Source organism: Streptomyces canus (genome assembly GCF_041435015.1).
GTDB lineage: Bacteria > Actinomycetota > Actinomycetes > Streptomycetales > Streptomycetaceae > Streptomyces > Streptomyces canus_G.
This window is the reverse complement of sequence record NZ_CP107989.1, coordinates 1493883-1510192: the sequence shown is the minus strand read 5'-3', so window position 1 is coordinate 1510192 and position 16310 is coordinate 1493883. Positions and strand designations below refer to the sequence as shown.

The window sequence follows — 16310 nt, the reverse complement described above, 5'->3', positions numbered from 1 at the left end:
GTGTCCGATGACCGAGGGCATCGACACTCCCGACGGCCGGGGCCGCACCGGACTCGACCGCACCGGCCTGAACCTGACCGGCAACCCGCGCGTCAAGGTCCGCGATGTGAAACTGCTGTCCAGTCACTGGTACGTCGAACGGGCCACGACCTTCGACATCCAGCACGCCGACGGGAGCTGGAGCACTCAGCAGCGCGAGACCCACGACCGTGGCAACGGCGCCACCATGCTGCTGTACGACACCGAACGCGAAACCGTCCTGCTCACCCGCCAGTTCCGCTTCCCGGTGTACGTCAACGGACACCCCGACGGACTGCTGATCGAGACTCCCGGCGGCCTGCTCGACGACGATGACGAGCACCCCGAGATCGCCGTACGGCGCGAGGTCGTCGAGGAGACCGGGCACACCATCGGCGAGGTCCGGCACGTCTTCGACGTCTACATGAGCCCCGGTTCGGTCACGGAGCGGGTCAGCTTCTACGCCGCCGAGTACGCCCCGTCGACCCGCACGCACGAGGGCGGCGGCCTCGACGAGGAGGGCGAGGACATCGAGATCCTCGAACTGCCCTTCCGCAGGGCCCTGGAGATGATCCGTACCGGGGAGATCGCCGACGCCAAGACCATCATGCTGCTCCAGTGGGCGGCGCTGGAGGGCCCGTTCGCCAAATGACCACGCGGGCCCTTGACTTGAAGTGCGCTTCAAGATGAAGACTCCCGGGTGTGCCCCGAAGACGGGTACACACGGGAGGGAATCATCATGAAGTACCGCACCATCGGCACCGATCCGGCGACCCGCCGCGAGGTCAGCGTCCTCGCGCTCGGCGCGATGCTGTTCGGCTCACGGACCGACGAGGAGACCTCCTTCGCCGTCCTCGACCGCTATGTCGAGGCCGGCGGCAACTTCATCGACACGTCCGACAACTACGCCTTCTGGGAGGACGGCGGTCAGGGCGGCCAGAGCGAGGAACTGCTCGGCCGGTGGCGGCGCAGCCGCGGCGTCGGAGACGAGATCGTCATCGCCACGAAGCTCGGCGCCCGGCCCCTGGCGCCCGGCACGAGCTACCTCGACAACGCGGAGGGACTGTCGGCGAAGGTGATCCGGGAGGCCGCGGAACGCAGCCGGGAACGCCTGGGTGTGTCGAAGCTGGACCTGCTCTACGCGCACATCGAGGACCACCGAGTCCCGCTCCAGGAAACGGTGGAGGGATTCGCCGAACTGGTCGCCGAGGGCACGGTGGGCCTGCTGGGCGTGAGCAACCACGCGGTGTGGCGGGTGGAACGGGCCCGCGCCCTGGCGGCGGCGGCCGGTCTTCCCGCCTACGAGGTCCTCCAGTACGCCCACAGCCACCTGCGCCCCCGCACCGACGTCCCGGACCCCCTCTTCCCCGACGGCAGCCTCGGTCACGCGGGCGCGGACCTGCTGAGCTACCTGCGCGCGGAGCCCGGCCTCACCCTGGTCGCGTACTCACCCCTCCTGAAGGGCGCCTACACCCACCCGGACCGCCTCCCCGCCGACTTCGACCACTCGGGCACGCCGGCTCGTCTGAAGGCTCTGACCGAGGTGGCGAAGGAGACGGGCGCGACCGTCAACCAGGTCGTCCTGGCCTGGCAGGCAGGCGGCGACCTGCCGATCGTCCCGCTGGTCGGGATGTCGTCGGTGGCTCAGCTGGAGGAGAACCTGGCGGCGATCGATCTGGAGCTCACGGGGGAGCAGCGGGCGCGGTTGGACTCGGCGCACTGATTCTGCTCGCCGTGCCCGGTCAGGGCCTGACCAGCAGCCGGAAGTCGAAGGCGTACCGCGACGCCCGGTAGATGTGGGTGCCGTACTCGACCGGGCGGCCGGTGTCGTCATAGGCCGTGCGTTGCATCGTCAGGACCGCCGCGCCCGCCTCCTCGTCGAGGCGGGCGGCCTCCTCCGCGGTGGCGGAGCGGGCGCCGATGGTCTGGCGGGCGCTGTGCAGGGTGATGCCGGCGGTGCGCAGCATGCGGTAGAGGCCGGTGGCCTCCAGGCGGTCGCTGTCGAGGTGGAGGAGGTCGGTGGGCAGGTAGTTGCAGAGGAGGGCCACGGGCTGGCCGTGGGTCAGCCGCAGGCGCTCGAGCGCCGTGACCTCGCTGCCCTCCGGGACCGACAGCGCGGCCGCCACGTCGGCGGACGCCGACACGGTCTCGTTGCGCACGACCCGCGTCGCCGGACCCTGCCCGGCCGCCTCCAGGTCGTCGTAGAGGCTGCTGAGCTCCAGGGGGCGCTTGACCTGGCTGTGCACCACCTGCGTGCCCACCCCGCGCCGGCGGACCAGCAGGCCCTTCTCCACCAGGGTCTGGATGGCCTGGCGGACGGTCGGGCGGCCCAGGCCGAGGCGGATCGAGAGGTCGATCTCGTTGCCCAGGAGGTTTCCCGGGGCGAGCGCCCCGTGCTCGATCGCCGCCTCCAGCTGCCGGGCGAGCTGGTAGTACAGGGGCACCGGACTGCCCCGGTCCAGGGCGAAGTCCAGGGAGTCGAGCGCGGGGGCGGTCGCGGCACGTGACGTGTCGCCGGGCTTCGCCATGGGGGTACCTCCCTCAAAGGGTCGGGGGCGGGCCATCAGAGGTGGGTGCGGCGAGCGGCTGCCTGACGGTCGTACTCCGTCCTCGCCGCCACGGCGGCCTCGCGCGACGCCGTCTCCGCCACCGGCACGTCCCACCAGGCCTCCGCCGGGGGAGCGGTCGGGGTCGCGGTGTCCGTCTCGACGTAGACGCAGGTCGGCCGGTCCGAGGCGCGGGCGGTGGCCAGGGCCTCGCGCAGCTCCCGTACGGTCTTGGCGCGCAGCACGTCCATGCCGAGGCTCGCCGCGTTCGCGGCCAGGTCGACCGGCAGCGGGGCGCCGCTGAAGGTGCCGTCGGCCGCCCGGTAGCGGTAGGCGGTGCCGAACCGCTCGCCGCCCACCGACTCCGAAAGCCCGCCGATCGAGGCGTAGCCATGGTTCTGGATGAGGACCAGGTTGATCGGCAGGCCCTCCTGGACGGCGGTGACGAGTTCCGTCGGCATCATCAGGTAGGTGCCGTCGCCGACCAGCGCCCACACCGGGGTGTCCGGCGTCGCCTGCTGCACGCCGATCGCGGCCGGGATCTCGTAACCCATGCAGGAGTAGCCGTACTCCAGGTGGTACTGGCGGGGGCTGCGGGCCCGCCACAGCTTGTGCAGGTCGCCGGGGAGCGAGCCGGCCGCGTTGATCACCACGTCCTCGTCGCCGACGATCGCGTCCAGCGCGCCCAGCAACTGGGTCTGGGTCGGCACCGCGTTCTCGTCCGCGGCGTCGAAGGCCCGGGTCACGACCCGCTCCCAGCGCTCCTTGCCCGCGCCGTACTCGGCCGCGTAGGCCGCGTTCACACGGTGGCCCTCCAGCGCCGACGTGAGCGCCTCCAGACCTGCTCGCGCATCGCACACGAGCGTCCGCGCGGCCAGCTTGTGGGCGTCGAAGGAGGTGATGTTCAGGTTGAGGAAGCGGACGTCCGGGTTCTGGAAGAGGGTGCCGGAGGCGGTGGTGAAGTCGGAGTACCGCGTGCCCACGCCGATGACCAGGTCCGCGGTGCGCGCGAGGTCGTCGGCGACGGCCGTACCGGTGTGGCCGATGCCGCCCAGTTCGGCGGGGTGGTCGTGGCGCAGGGAGCCCTTGCCCGCCTGGGTGGACGTGACGGGGATGCCGGTGGCGTCCGCGAAGGCCTTCAACGCCTCCTCGGCCTCGCTGTGGTGGACCCCTCCGCCCGCCACGATCAGCGGGCGCGCGGCTCCCAGGATCGCCCGCGTCGCCTCCGCCAGCTCCACCGGGTCGGGCGCGGGACGCCGTACCCGCCACACCCGCTCGGCGAAGAACTCCGTCGGCCAGTCGTACGCCTCCGCCTGCACGTCCTGGGGGAGGGCGAGGGTGACCGCGCCGGTCTCGGCCGGGTCGGCGAGGACCCGCATGGCCTGGAGGGCGGCGGGGATCAGGGCCTCGGGGCGATGGACGCGGTCGAAGAAGCGGGACACCGGGCGCAGGGTGTCGTTCACCGACACGTCCGCCTCCGTCGGATGCTCCAGCTGCTGCAGGAGCGGGTCGGCGGCGCGGGTGGCGAAGTAGTCGCCGGGCAGGAGCAGGACCGGGAGGCGGTTGATCGTCGCCAGGGCCGCGCCGGTGACCAGGTTCGTGGCGCCCGGGCCGATCGACGTCGTGACCGCCTGCGCCGAGAGGCGGTTCAGCTGGCGGGCGTGGCCCACGGCCGCGTGGACCATCGCCTGCTCGTTGCGGCCCTGGTGGAACGGCATCGCGTCCTCACCCGCCTCCAGGAGGGCCTGCCCGATGCCGGCCACGTTGCCGTGGCCGAAGATGCCCCAGGTCCCGGCGATCAGCCGGTGCCGTACGCCGTCCCGCTCCGTGTACTGGACGGAGAGGAACCGCACGAGGGCTTGGGCGACGGTCAGGCGGGTGGTGCTGCTCATCAGGACTTCTCCGGTGCCGTGTGGAGGGGAGGCGGGGGCGGTGGGCCGGTCGGGGTGGGCGCGGATCAGCCGGGCGCGCCGCGACGTCGAGGTGGTACGGGGAGTGGCGGGGCATGGCCACGGGCGGGCGCCCGGAACCGTCCGCCGCCGGGTGCCGGGATCGTCGTACGGCAATCCCGTGGCCCGTGCGCGAAGCCGCCGGCGGGCGGGCCGGTCATGGCACGACGCCGTTCAGGAGACCGTCGACCTCCGCCTGCGTCGGCATCGCGGAGGAGCAGGCGAGACGGGCGGCGACATGCGCGCCGGCCGCGTTGGCGTACCGGACGGTCCGCTCCAGCTCCCAGCCGGACAGCAGCCCGTGGCACAGCGAGCCGCCGAACGCGTCACCGGCGCCGAGGCCGTTGACGACCTCGACCGGTATGGGCGGGATCTCGGCCGTCGTACCGTCGCGGTGCACCGCGAGGACGCCCTTCGGACCCTGCTTCACCACGGCGAGCTCCACACCGGCCGCCAGCAGGGCCTCGGCGCACGCCCGGGGGTCACGCTCCCCGGTGGCGATCTCGCACTCGTCGAGGTTGCCGACCGCGACGGTCGCGTGCCGCAGGGCCTCGGCGTAGTACGGGCGGGCTTCGTCGGGGTCGGCCCAGGCCGTGTCACTCCACAGCTCGGGCCGCCAGTCGAGGTCGAAGACCGTGGTGCCCGCCCGGTCGCGGCACTTGAGGGCGGCGAGCGTGGCCGAGCGGCTGGGCTCCTCGCTCAGACCGGTGCCGGTGATCCAGAAGATCCGGGCCGCGCGGATGGCGAAGTAGTCGAGCTCGTCGGTGTGTATCTCCAGGTCAGGAGCCTTGGGGCGGCGGTAGAAGTACAGCGGGAAGTCGTCCGGCGGGAAGATCTCGCAGAAGGTGACCGGGGTCGGGTAGGCCGCCACGGGAGTCACCCAGCGGTTGTCGACGCCGAACTCCGTGAGGGTCTGGTGCAGATACGTGCCGAAGGGGTCCGCTCCGGTGCGGGTGATGACCGCGGTGGAGCGGCCGAGCCGGGACGCGGCGACCGCGACGTTGGCGGCCGATCCTCCGAGGAACTTGCCGAAGGACCGGACCTGCGCCAGAGGCACCCCCGACTGCTGCGGGTAGAGATCAACTCCGATACGGCCCATACTGATCACGTCGAACTGCTGGACTGGCTCGACCATGCGCGACGCTCCTCGATCCGACCTGGGGACGTACGGGCCCTACGGGCCCGCTGCTTCCCCAGGTGTAGGACCCGAAGGGTGACGCTGTCAATAGTTTGTACTTACATTCGGACCTGCTTGTGAAATGATGTCTTAACAAAGTATTGACAGCGGGCGCGCTCGGGGATTGGATTCCGTCCCAACGCAACTGCCGTGCTGTCGCGGCACCAGACCCGGAACTCCCGAGGTCCCGGGCCATGAATCCCACCCCCTTTCCCGACGTTCTCCCCGTCGCACAGTGAGGTGCAAGGAAAGATGGACCGCTCTTCTCTCTCCCGTTCGCGGAGATTCGCTCCCGCCGTGGCCCTGGCTGCGGCCGCGGCCCTGACGCTCGCCGGCTGCTCCAGCAGCTCGGGCGGCAAGAAGTCCGAGGAGAGCGCGGACGGCGCCTCCGCGGGCAAGGCCACCACCCCCCGGATGACCATCGCGCTGGTGACCCACCAGTCGCCCGGCGACACCTTCTGGGACATCGTCCGCAAGGGCGCCCAGGCCGCCGCCAACAAGGACAATGTCAAGCTGGTCTACTCGGCCGACCCGAGCGCGGCCACCCAGGCCAACCTGGTCCAGAACGCCATCGACCAGAAGGTCGACGGCATCGCGATCACCCTCGCCAAGCCGGACGCCCTCAAGGACGTCGTGGCCACTGCGAAGAAGGCCGGCATACCCGTCGTCGGCCTCAACTCCGGTGTCAGCGACTGGCAGAAGCTCGGCCTGATGGAGTTCTTCGGCCAGGACGAGTCCGTGGCCGGCGAGGCACTCGGCAAGCGGCTGAACGAGGCCGGCGCCAAGAGCGCCGTCTGTGTCATCCAGGAACAGGGCAACATCGGCCTGACCCAGCGCTGCGACGGTGTGAAGAAGACCTTCACCGGCAAGCTGCAGACGCTGAACGTCAACGGCACCGACATGCCGTCCGTGAAGTCGACGATCACCGCCAAGCTCACGCAGGACAAGTCCATCGACTACGTCGTCACCCTCGGTGCGCCCTTCGCGCTGACCGCGGTGCAGTCGGCGTCCGACGCGGGCAGCAAGGCCAAGATCGCCACGTTCGACCTCAACAAGGACCTGACGGGCGCCATCAGCAAGGGCACCATCGAGTTCGCCGTCGACCAGCAGCCCTACCTCCAGGGCTACCTGGCCATCGACTCGCTGTGGCTCTACAAGAACAACGGCAACTACATGGGCGGTGGCGAGCAGCCGGTGCTGACCGGCCCGGCCTTCGTCGACAAGTCCAACGTCGACGCGGTGGCTGCGTTCGCCGCGAAGGGCACCAGGTGATGGGTATGACCCAGCACGCCGAGCCGGCGGTGTCGTCACCGCCGGCCTCCGGCCCGGGCAAGGTCAAGGACGGCCGGACCTCGGAACGACCGCTCGCGTTGCGTCTGTTGGCGCGTCCCGAGGTCGGGGTGTTCCTGGGTGCGGTGGCGGTGTGGGTGTTCTTCCTGATCGCCGCGCCGCCGGTGCGGGACGGCAGTTCGATGGCGAACATCCTGTATCAGTCGTCGACGATCGGGATCATGGCGTTGCCGGTGGCGCTGTTGATGATCGGCGGGGAGTTCGACCTGTCGGCGGGTGTCGCGGTGATCACGTCGGCGCTGACGGCGAGCATGTTCGCCTTCCAGCTGACGTTGAACGTGTGGGCGGGCGTCGTGGTGGCGCTGCTGGTGTCGCTGGCGATCGGGTTCCTCAACGGCTGGCTGGTGGTCAGGACCGGTCTGCCCAGCTTCCTGATCACGCTGGGCACGTTCTTGATCCTTCAGGGTGTCAACCTGGCGGTGACCAAGCTGGTGACCGGGAATGTGGCCACCGACGACATCAGCACCATGGACGGCTTCGACCAGGCCAAGAAGGTCTTCGGGAGCTCCTTCGACGTCGGTGGCGTCCAGATCAAGATCACGATTGTGTACTGGCTGGTGTTCGCCGCGATCGCCACCTGGGTGCTGCTGCGCACCAAGTACGGCAACTGGGTCTTCGCGGTGGGCGGCAACAAGGACTCCGCGCGGGCGGTGGGCGTGCCGGTCACCTTCACGAAGATCTCCCTGTTCATGCTGGTGGGCTTCGCCGCCTGGTTCGTCGGTATGCACAACCTGTTCTCCTTCAACACCGTGCAGTCCGGCGAGGGCGTCGGCCAGGAACTGATCTACATCTCCGCGGCGGTGATCGGCGGCTGTCTGCTGACCGGCGGCGCGGGCTCCGCGATCGGCCCGGTCTTCGGCGCGTTCATGTTCGGCATGGTCCAGCAGGGCATCGTCTACGCCAACTGGAACCCGGACTGGTTCAAGGCCTTCCTCGGCGTGATGCTGCTCGGCGCCGTCCTGATCAATCTGTGGGTCAGCCGCACCGCGACCCGGAGGTAACCGCGCAATGACCACTGAAGAATCCGGCACCCACGGCGCCATCCTCACCGACACCCCCGGCCCGGCCGACGGTGACGGGGCGATCGTCGAGCTGCGCAACGCGGGCAAGTCCTACGGCAACATCCGTGCCCTGCACGGGGTCAGCCTGAAGGTGCACCCCAGCCAGGTCACCTGTGTGCTGGGCGACAACGGCGCCGGCAAGTCCACCCTCATCAAAATCATCTCCGGCCTGCACCAGCACACCGAGGGCGAGTTCCTCGTCGACAACACCCCGGTACGCTTCTCCACCCCCCGCGAGGCCCTCGACAAGGGCATCGCCACCGTCTACCAGGACCTCGCCGTGGTCCCCCTGATGCCGGTATGGCGCAACTTCTTCCTCGGCTCCGAGATGACCAAGGGCCCCTGGCCGATCCGCCGCCTGGACATCGAGCAGATGAAGAAGACCGCCGACCACGAACTGCGCGAGATGGGCATCGTCCTCGACGACCTCGAACAGCCCATCGGCACCCTCTCCGGCGGCCAGCGCCAGTGCGTGGCCATCGCCCGCGCCGTCTACTTCGGCGCCCGTGTCCTCATCCTCGACGAGCCCACCGCCGCGCTGGGTGTCAAGCAGTCCGGCGTGGTGCTCAAGTACGTGGCCGCCGCCCGCGACCGCGGCCTGGGCGTCATCTTCATCACCCACAACCCCCACCACGCCTACATGGTCGGCGACCACTTCAGCGTGCTGCGCCTGGGCACCATGGAACTGTCCGCCGCCCGCGACCGGATCACCCTCGAAGAACTCACCAACCACATGGCCGGCGGCGCCGAACTCGCCGCACTCAAACACGAGTTGAGCCAGGTCCGCGGCGTCGACACCGAAGCCCTCCCCGAGGAGCAGGACCTCACGGCACCGGTGGCCGGCACCGGCGAGGGGAAGGCCTGAGATGGCGGCCCCACTCGACCGTATCCGCGTCGGCTCGGCCCCGGACTCCTGGGGCGTCTGGTTCCCCGACGATCCGGCGCAGGTGCCGTGGGAACGCTTCCTGGACGAGGTCGCCGAGGCCGGTTACTCCTGGATCGAGCTGGGGCCCTACGGCTATCTGCCGACCGATCCGGCCCGACTGACCGACGAGATCGCCCGGCGCGACCTCAAGGTCTCGGCGGGCACGGTCTTCACCGGTCTGCACCGCGGCCCTACGGTCTGGGAGTCCACCTGGGAGCACGTCAGCCAGGTCGCCGCGCTCACCCAGGCCATGGGCGCCGGGCATCTCGTCGTCATCCCGTCCTTCTGGCGCGACGACAAGACCGCCGAGATCCTCGAGCCGCCGGAGCTGACCCACGAGCAGTGGGCGCACCTGACCAAGGGCATGGAACGGCTCGGCCACGAGGTGAAGGAGGCGTACGGCCTGGACATCGTCGTCCACCCGCACGCCGACACCCACCTGGACACCGAGGACCACGTCGAGCACTTCCTGGACTCGACGGACTCCGAGCTCGTCAACCTCTGTCTGGACACCGGGCACTACGCCTACTGCGGCGGCGACAGCGTCAAGCTCATCGAGACGTACGGCGAGCGCATCGGCTATCTGCACCTCAAGCAGGTCGACCCGGAGATCCTCGCGGACGTCGTCACGAACGAGGTGCCGTTCGGCCCGGCCGTCCAGCGCGGAGTGATGTGCGAACCGCCGTCCGGCGTGCCCGAGTTGGAGCCTGTGCTGGTCGCGGCGCAGAAGCTCGGCGTGGAGCTGTTCGCCATCGTCGAGCAGGACATGTACCCGTGCGAGCCGGACAAGCCGCTGCCGATCGCGGTGCGCACCCGTAAGTTCCTGAGGTCCTGCGGCGCCTGAAGGGATGACCATGACCGAGCGAGCCACCCTGGGCGTCGCCGTCATCGGCACCGGCAAGATGGGCGCCGACCACGTCCGCCGTATCCATGAGGTCGTCAGCGGCGCCCGGGTGAGTGCCGTCGTGGACGTCGACGCGGAACGCGCCAAGAACATCGCCGCCCGCGTCGACGGCTGCACCGCCTACACCGACCCGGCCTCCGCGATGGCGGCGGCCGATGTCGACGCCGTCCTGATCGCCTCGCCGGGCCCCGCCCACGAGGCGGCCCTCCTCCAGGCCTTCGAGCACGATCTGCCGGTGCTGTGCGAGAAGCCGCTCACCCCCGACGCGGCCTCCGCGCTGCGGGTCGTGGAGGCCGAGCAACGACTGGGTCGCAGACGTGCCCAGGTCGGCTTCATGCGGCGCTATGACACCGAGTACATGAAGCTCAAGTCCCTGCTGGCGACAGGCCAGTTGGGGCGGCCGCTCATGCTGCACAACCGGCACCGCAACGCCGCGAGCCCGCCCTTCTTCACCAGCTCCATGCTGATCAGCGACTCCGTGGCCCATGAGACCGACGTGACCCGCTGGCTGCTGGGGCACGAGATCACCGCGGTCACCGTCCTGCGCCCGACGCCGTCCGCGAACGCCCCCGACGACCTCCAGGACCCGCAGTTCGTCATCTTCGAGACGGACGGCGGCGCGCTCGCCGACGTCGAGATCTTCGTCAACTGCGGCTTCGGTTACCAGGTCCAGGCCGAGGCCGTCTGCGAACGCGGCACCGCCCGCGTCGGCGACGGCCACGCCATGGTCACCAACATGGCAGGCCGCTGGGGCGGCACCATCGCCCAGGACTTCGTCGAACGCTTCGCCGACGCCTACGACCGTGAGGTCCAGGCCTGGGTCGACGCCACCCGCCGCGGCGAGGTCACCGGCCCCAGCGTGTGGGACGGCTACGCGGCGGCCGCGGTGTGCGAGGCGGGCGTCAGGTCGCTGAACGAAGGCGGCCGGATGACCGTGGAACTCGTGGAACGGCCCGCCCTGTACGGCTGACTTCGCGCCGTACAGGGGGAGTCCGGCGAAGTTCCCCCGTGCTCGCTACGTACTCGGCGAATCGCGGCGTCGGCGTGACCCGCTGTGCGACCATGGCGCGGCTGTCCTCGGCGGGGCGGCGAGGGGGTGCGGATGGGACTCGTACGGATACTGCTGCCGTTGCCGCGCGCGGCGGCCAAATGGGCGCCGGAGAAGGGCGGACCGCTGCTGGGGGCCGCGCTGTCGTCCTGCGTCACGCCTTCCTGGGCGGGGCTGCCACCGCCGTCGCCCGCGCGACGGCTGGCCTGGGCCGAGGAGGCGGTCGAGGTCTACCGCGGAACGGCCGACACGGAGGGGCTGAGCCGTGCCCTGGCGCTGCGTGCCCACGCGTTGCTGCTGTCCGGCCGCTTCGAGGAGGCGTGCACGGCGGCGACCGCCGTACCGGGCGAGGCGTCCGGGGCGCTGACCGCCTTCGTCGGGGACGTGCGGGCGCAGGCGCTCGCGGGCGTCGGCCGGACCGAGGAGGCCGTGTCGGTGGCACAGGAGTGCGTGGAGACGTACCGCCACCTGTCCGCCCCCGACCGCAGGGACCGGGCGCTCGGCAGCCTGCCCGGCGCGCTGCGGACGTACGGGATGCTGCTCGCCGCGGTCGGCCGCAGCGAGGAGTCCGTGGCCGTCTACGAGGAGTGTGCCGCGCTCCTCGCCGCCATGTCGCTCCGGGAGCTGGCGCACGTCGAGCTGGTGCGTCCGCAGGCGCTCGCCGAACTGGTCGGTGTGCTGAGGGCGCTGGGGCGGTACGGGGACGCGCTGGGCGTGGGCCCCGAGGCCCGGGAGGCGCTGCGGGGGCCCCTCGCGTGGGCCGTCCCCGAGATCGTTCTGCCGTTGCGGGTACGGCTCCTGATCGATCTCGCCCGCTGCCACACCGCCACCGGGGACCCGGCCGAGGCCCGCGCCTGCGCCGTCGCGGCGGTGGCCGAGGCCCGCAAGCCGCACGGCGCGGGCGAGTTGACCTCGGCGCTGGACTGCCTGGCCGATGTACTCGGTGAACTGGGCCAGACCGACAAGGAGTCGATCACCCGGCGTGAACTGGCCGAGCTGCGCGACAGCTAGGACACGCGCGGCCGCGGCTCGAACCCGGCCGCGCGGTAGGCGGCGTCGATCAGCGTCATCGTCGCCACCGCGTCGTCCGCGTCCGGCGGCAGCGGGGCGCCCCCGCGCACCCCGTCCGCGAACGCCTCCAGCTGGTAGGTGTACGACGACCGCGTGCCGAGCCGCTCGATGCGCTCGCCCTCCCCGGTGCGCACCACGACCCGGTCGTCCGTGTGCGGCAGCACGAAGTTCGGCGCCAGGACCTCGCCCCGCGAACCGATGATCCGGCAGCTCATCTCCAGCCTGTCGTACGCCATGTGGCAGCGCGCCGACCCGGTCGCGCCGCCGGGGAAGGCCAGGTCGGCGTCGAGCCACTCGTCGACGCCGGGCGCCCCCGCCCTCCCCCGGACTCCGTCCGGGGGGACCCCCATCTCGCTTCGCTCGCCGCCCCGCGCGGAGACCAGCCGCGGCGCGCCGCCGGCCCACGGGGCCAGCATGCGCAGCGCGTGCAGGCTGTAGCAGCCGAGGTCCATCACCGCCCCGCCGGCCAGCGGCAGCGACCAGCGCGGGTCGGAGTCCGGCGGCGCCTGGATCGCGACCATGGCCTCCACGTGCCGCAACTCGCCGATCTCACCGCTCGCGAGGACTTCGTGGAGCCGCCGGGTGACCGGGTGGAAGAGGTAGTGGAAGGCCTCCATGAACACCGTGCCGGCCTTCGCGGCCGCCTCCCGCACCTCAGCGGCCTCCTCGGCGTTGCTCGCCGACGGCTTCTCGCTCAGGACGTGCTTGCCCGCGGCGAGCGCCGCGAGATTCCACGGGCCGTGCAGACCGTTGGCGAGCGGGTTGTAGACGACCTCGACCTCGGGGTCGGCGATCAGCTCGGTGTACGACCCCGCCACCCGCTCCACACCGTGCTCGGCCGCGTAGGCCTCGGCGCGGGACCGGTCCCGCGCGGCCACCGCGACGACCCGGTGACCGGTCGCCCGGGCCGGGCCGATCAGTGAGGCGCCGCTGATCCGCGCGGCTCCCAGTATTCCGATGCGCAGCGGTTCGCTCATGTCCGCGGTTCCTCCTCGATGGCGGCAGGACGGGGGTCCTGCCGGATCAGTGTGCGCCGCGCGGGCGGGACGTGGCGGCGCGCGAGGTCCTGGGCGCGGGCCAGGACCGGGCCGCTCGGCCCGGCGCGTACGACGGCCACGGTTCGCGGTGAACGGGCGCCGGGGCCGGAGCGTTCGTGCGCCGGCGTCCCGGGGCCCGGGGCACCCGGGACGCCTGCGGCGACTCAGGCGGAGCGGACCTCGGCGATCGTCACCGGGCGGTGCTCGTGCAGCGACAGCGTGCACGCCTCGGCGATCCAGCCCGCCTCCAGGGCGTCCGCGATCGTGCACGGCGAGGGCCGGGTGCCGGCCACGACCTCGGTGAACGCGGTGAGTTCGGCGCGGTAGGCGGCCGTGAAGCGGTCCATGAAGAAGTCGTGCGGGGTGCCCGCCGGGAAGGTCACACCGGGCTCGACCGAGCGCAGCGGGAGCTTGTCCTCCAGGCCGACGGCGATGGAGTCCGTGAAGCCGTGGATCTCCATGCGGACGTCGTAACCGCGGGCGTTGTGGCGGGAGTTGGAGACCACCGCGATCGTGCCGTCGTCGAGGGTGAGGATCGCGCCGGTGGTGTCGGCGTCGCCCGCCTCCTTGATGTACTCGGCGCCCCGGTTGCCGCCGACGGCGTACACCTCGACGACCTCGCGGCCGGTCACCCAGCGGATGATGTCGAAGTCGTGCACCGAGCAGTCCCGGAAGATGCCCCCGGAGGCGGCGATGTACGCGGCCGGCGGCGGGGCCGGGTCCAGCGTGGTCGAGCGCACGGTGTGCAGCTTGCCCAGCTCGCCGCTCTGCACGGCGGTCCGGGCGTTGACGAAACCGGTGTCGAAGCGGCGGTTGTAGCCGATCTGGATCGGCACGTCGCTGCCCTCGACGGCCCTGAGGACCTCGACGCCCTCGCTCATGTGCTTGGCGACGGGCTTCTCGCAGAAGACGGGGATGCCGGCCTCCACTCCGGCCAGGATCAGCTTGGGGTGGGCGTCCGTCGCCGCCGCGACCACGATGCCGTCCACGCCGGCGGCCAGCAGGGCCTCCGGCGAGTCCACGACCTCGCCGCCGAACCGCTCCGCGGCGGACTTGGCGGCCTCCGCGAAGGGGTCGGTGAGTACGAGTGACTCGACGGCGTCGAGTCCGGAGAGGGTCTCGGCGTGGAAGGCGCCGATGCGGCCGAGGCCGAGGATTCCGATGCGCATGGGGGTGCAGCTCCTTGAGGGTGGTTCTTGCGAGCGGTGTTTCTCAAGTGGGGCGAAGGGTCAGTCGAGGCCGCCGAGGACGTTCTGGTCCCAGTCGATCACCGAACCGGTCACCACGCCCGACCGGTCGGACAGCAGGAGGACGACGAAGTCGGCGATCTCGTCGGGCTGGCCGAGCTTTCCCATGGGGAGCCTGGCGGCGGCCTCCTCACGCCAGTCGTCGCCGGCGCCGTGGAAGGTCTTCTGGGTGGCGTCCTCGCCCTCGGTCGCCGTCCAGCCGATGTTGAGGCCGTTGATCCGGACCCGGTCCCAGCGGTGGGCGTGCGCGGCGTTGCGGGTGAGGCCGATCAGGCCGGCCTTCGCGGCCACGTAGGGCGCGAGGAACGGCTGCCCGCCGTGTGCCGAGGACGTGATGATGTTGACGACCGTGCCGGGCGCCTTGCGGCCGACCATGTCCGCCACCGCCGCCTGCATGGCGAAGAAGGGCGCCTTGAGGTTGATCGCGATGTGCTGGTCGAACAGCTCGGGCGTGGTGTCGAGGAGCGTGCCCCGGGAGGTGAGCCCGGCGGAGTTCACCAGGCAGTCGACACGGCCGTACGCCTCGACGACCCGGGTGACGGACGCTCTGGCCTGCTCGGCGTCGGCGAGGTCGGCGCGGACGAACAGCGCCTTGCCGCCGGCCGCCTCCAGCTCCGCCACCAGTGCCGCACCGGGCTCGGGGCGGCGGCCGGTCACGGCCACGACCGCGCCCTCACGGACGGCGGCCCGGGCGATGGCGGCACCGACGCCCTGGCTGCCGCCGTTGACGAGGACGACCTTGTCGTCGAGAAGTCCCATGAATGTGCCAGTACCTTTCAGCTCGTGCGGCGCCGATTCAGCTCGTACGCCGGTCGGCGCCCGCGCGCAGCTCGTCCCTGAGGGTCCGCGGGGTCCAGCCCTCGGCGAGTGCCCGTCGTACGAGGTCCGCCTGGGACGGCGGGGCGAGTCCGTCGACCGGTGGGTCGCTGTCGAGATTGGTGGGGAAGGGGTAGCCCTCGGCGCTCGCGGCGATCACGTTGTCCAGCCACTCCGCGTCGGCGCCGTCCGTCCTGCGGCGCAGCAGCGCCGGGTAGACGGCGTTCGACACCGCCTCCCGGTCCACGGTCTCCATGGCACGCCCGAAGGCCGAGGACACCTGCAGGAGATTGGCCATGCGCCGCACGTCGGTGGTGCGGTTGGTCCCGGCCGCGTGGAACAGCGCCGGGTTGAAGAAGACGGCGTCGCCCTTCGCGAGCGGCAGCTGGACGTGGTGCTCCTTGAAGTACGCCTGGAACTCCGGCCGCCGCCATGCCAGATACCCGGGCTCGAACATCTGCGAGAACGGCAGGTACAGCGTCGGCCCCGACTCCACCGGCATGTCGCAGTGCGCGACCGCGCCCTGGAGCGTGAGCACGGGGGAGAGACGGTGCACGTGCGCCGGATAGGCCGCGGCGACCTCGTCGGAGAGGAAGCCGAGGTGGTAGTCGCGGTGCACGGTCTGCGCGAGGCCGCCGGGGTTGACCACGTTGACCTGGGAGGTGACCTGGTAACCGGGGCCGAGCCAGGCCTCGGACACCAGGGCCAGGACCGGGTTGGCGTAGTAGTCGGCGAACGCCGAGGGGTCGTAGAGGGCCGCCTTCTCCAGCGCGTTCCACACCCGCTCGTTGGCGCCGGGCTTCGCGAAGTGGTCGCCCGCGGTCGTGCCGGCCGCGTACTGCTCGCGGATCAGCGAGTCGAAGACCTCGGTGAAGCGGTCGACGACCGCGTGGTCGGGGAACGCCCCCTGGAAGACCACGACCCCGGGGCCGTCGGCCAGGGCCCGCACCAGCTCCTCCTGTACTTCCCTGCGGTCCTTGGCACCGCGGACGCGCTCGGCGTCGTACAGCAGGACGTTCCGCTCCACGGCGGCGGCGTGCGGGTAGTCGGCGGGGTCGGCCGCCCGCTCGACGAGCGCGCGGAACGAGTCGAGGTCGCAGTCCTGCTCGGACAGCCAGGCGCGGCGGTGTACGGCGGTGAAGGACATCGGCGTCCTCTCGG

The 16310-nt window shown here is 71.3% G+C and carries 16 protein-coding genes; 8 read left to right on the top strand and 8 right to left on the bottom strand.

Annotation, left to right across the window (positions count from 1 at the left end; translation table 11 throughout):
* Positions 1 to 7: 7 nt before the first annotated feature.
* Entirely contained in the window at positions 8 to 670 is a 663-nt protein-coding gene (locus tag OG841_RS07045) for an NUDIX domain-containing protein (protein WP_326661629.1), read from the top strand.
* Between the two features lie 87 nt (positions 671 to 757).
* On the top strand, positions 758 to 1741 hold the full coding sequence (locus OG841_RS07040) for an aldo/keto reductase (protein ID WP_328642242.1): 984 nt from the start codon (positions 758 to 760) through the stop codon (positions 1739 to 1741).
* 19 nt (positions 1742 to 1760) lie between these two features.
* On the opposite strand, the gene OG841_RS07035 is transcribed toward OG841_RS07040, so the two are convergent.
* From OG841_RS07035 to iolC, 3 genes are all read right to left on the bottom strand, one after another.
* Positions 1761 to 2546 carry a GntR family transcriptional regulator gene (locus tag OG841_RS07035; RefSeq protein ID WP_371564058.1) on the bottom strand — a complete coding sequence of 262 codons (786 nt, stop codon included), beginning with the start codon at positions 2544 to 2546 and terminating at the stop codon, positions 1761 to 1763.
* 35 nt (positions 2547 to 2581) lie between these two features.
* Entirely contained in the window at positions 2582 to 4456 is a 1875-nt protein-coding gene (gene iolD / locus OG841_RS07030; protein ID WP_328642244.1) for a 3D-(3,5/4)-trihydroxycyclohexane-1,2-dione acylhydrolase (decyclizing), read from the bottom strand.
* Between the two features lie 214 nt (positions 4457 to 4670).
* Complete coding sequence (gene iolC, locus OG841_RS07025; RefSeq protein WP_328642245.1) at positions 4671 to 5648, bottom strand: 5-dehydro-2-deoxygluconokinase; 978 nt, start codon at positions 5646 to 5648, stop codon at positions 4671 to 4673.
* A 294-nt stretch (positions 5649 to 5942) separates the two neighbouring features.
* On the opposite strand from iolC, the gene OG841_RS07020 reads away from it, so the two are divergent.
* The 6 genes from OG841_RS07020 (at position 5943) to OG841_RS06995 (ending at position 11989) form a co-directional block, all read left to right on the top strand.
* Entirely contained in the window at positions 5943 to 6962 is a 1020-nt protein-coding gene (locus OG841_RS07020; protein WP_328642246.1) for a sugar ABC transporter substrate-binding protein, read from the top strand.
* Positions 6962 to 8041, top strand: a complete 1080-nt coding sequence (locus OG841_RS07015; RefSeq protein ID WP_371564055.1) for an ABC transporter permease — start codon at positions 6962 to 6964, stop codon at positions 8039 to 8041. Before OG841_RS07020 ends, OG841_RS07015 begins: the two co-directional genes overlap by 1 nt.
* Before the next feature lie 7 nt (positions 8042 to 8048).
* Entirely contained in the window at positions 8049 to 8966 is a 918-nt protein-coding gene (locus OG841_RS07010; RefSeq protein ID WP_371564053.1) for an ATP-binding cassette domain-containing protein, read from the top strand.
* Position 8967: 1 nt separating this feature from the next.
* Complete coding sequence (locus OG841_RS07005; protein ID WP_328642249.1) at positions 8968 to 9870, top strand: sugar phosphate isomerase/epimerase family protein; 903 nt, start codon at positions 8968 to 8970, stop codon at positions 9868 to 9870.
* Positions 9871 to 9880: 10 nt separating this feature from the next.
* Positions 9881 to 10900, top strand: coding sequence for a Gfo/Idh/MocA family protein (locus OG841_RS07000; protein ID WP_371564050.1), 1020 nt, complete (start codon positions 9881 to 9883; stop codon positions 10898 to 10900).
* Between the two features lie 132 nt (positions 10901 to 11032).
* The gene (locus OG841_RS06995) at positions 11033 to 11989 is read left to right on the top strand and encodes a hypothetical protein (RefSeq protein WP_371564048.1); all 957 of its coding nucleotides are present in this window, start codon (positions 11033 to 11035) and stop codon (positions 11987 to 11989) included.
* On the opposite strand, the gene OG841_RS06990 is transcribed toward OG841_RS06995, so the two are convergent.
* The 5 genes from OG841_RS06990 to OG841_RS06970 all read right to left on the bottom strand — a co-directional run bounded on the left by OG841_RS06990 (position 11986) and on the right by OG841_RS06970 (position 16296).
* The gene (locus OG841_RS06990; protein WP_371564046.1) at positions 11986 to 13026 is read right to left on the bottom strand and encodes a Gfo/Idh/MocA family protein; all 1041 of its coding nucleotides are present in this window, start codon (positions 13024 to 13026) and stop codon (positions 11986 to 11988) included. The genes OG841_RS06995 and OG841_RS06990 overlap by 4 nt on opposite strands.
* Positions 13023 to 13166 carry a hypothetical protein gene (locus tag OG841_RS06985; RefSeq protein WP_328642253.1) on the bottom strand — a complete coding sequence of 48 codons (144 nt, stop codon included), beginning with the start codon at positions 13164 to 13166 and terminating at the stop codon, positions 13023 to 13025. The genes OG841_RS06990 and OG841_RS06985 overlap by 4 nt, the downstream gene beginning before the upstream one ends.
* 84 nt (positions 13167 to 13250) lie before the next feature.
* Positions 13251 to 14255 (bottom strand): Gfo/Idh/MocA family protein, encoded by a 1005-nt coding sequence (locus OG841_RS06980; RefSeq protein WP_328642254.1) that lies wholly within the window; start codon positions 14253 to 14255, stop codon positions 13251 to 13253.
* A gap of 60 nt (positions 14256 to 14315) precedes the next feature.
* Positions 14316 to 15092, bottom strand: coding sequence for an SDR family oxidoreductase (locus OG841_RS06975; protein ID WP_328642255.1), 777 nt, complete (start codon positions 15090 to 15092; stop codon positions 14316 to 14318).
* A gap of 37 nt (positions 15093 to 15129) precedes the next feature.
* The gene (locus OG841_RS06970) at positions 15130 to 16296 is read right to left on the bottom strand and encodes a phytanoyl-CoA dioxygenase family protein (RefSeq protein WP_328642256.1); all 1167 of its coding nucleotides are present in this window, start codon (positions 16294 to 16296) and stop codon (positions 15130 to 15132) included.
* Positions 16297 to 16310 lie beyond the last annotated feature (14 nt).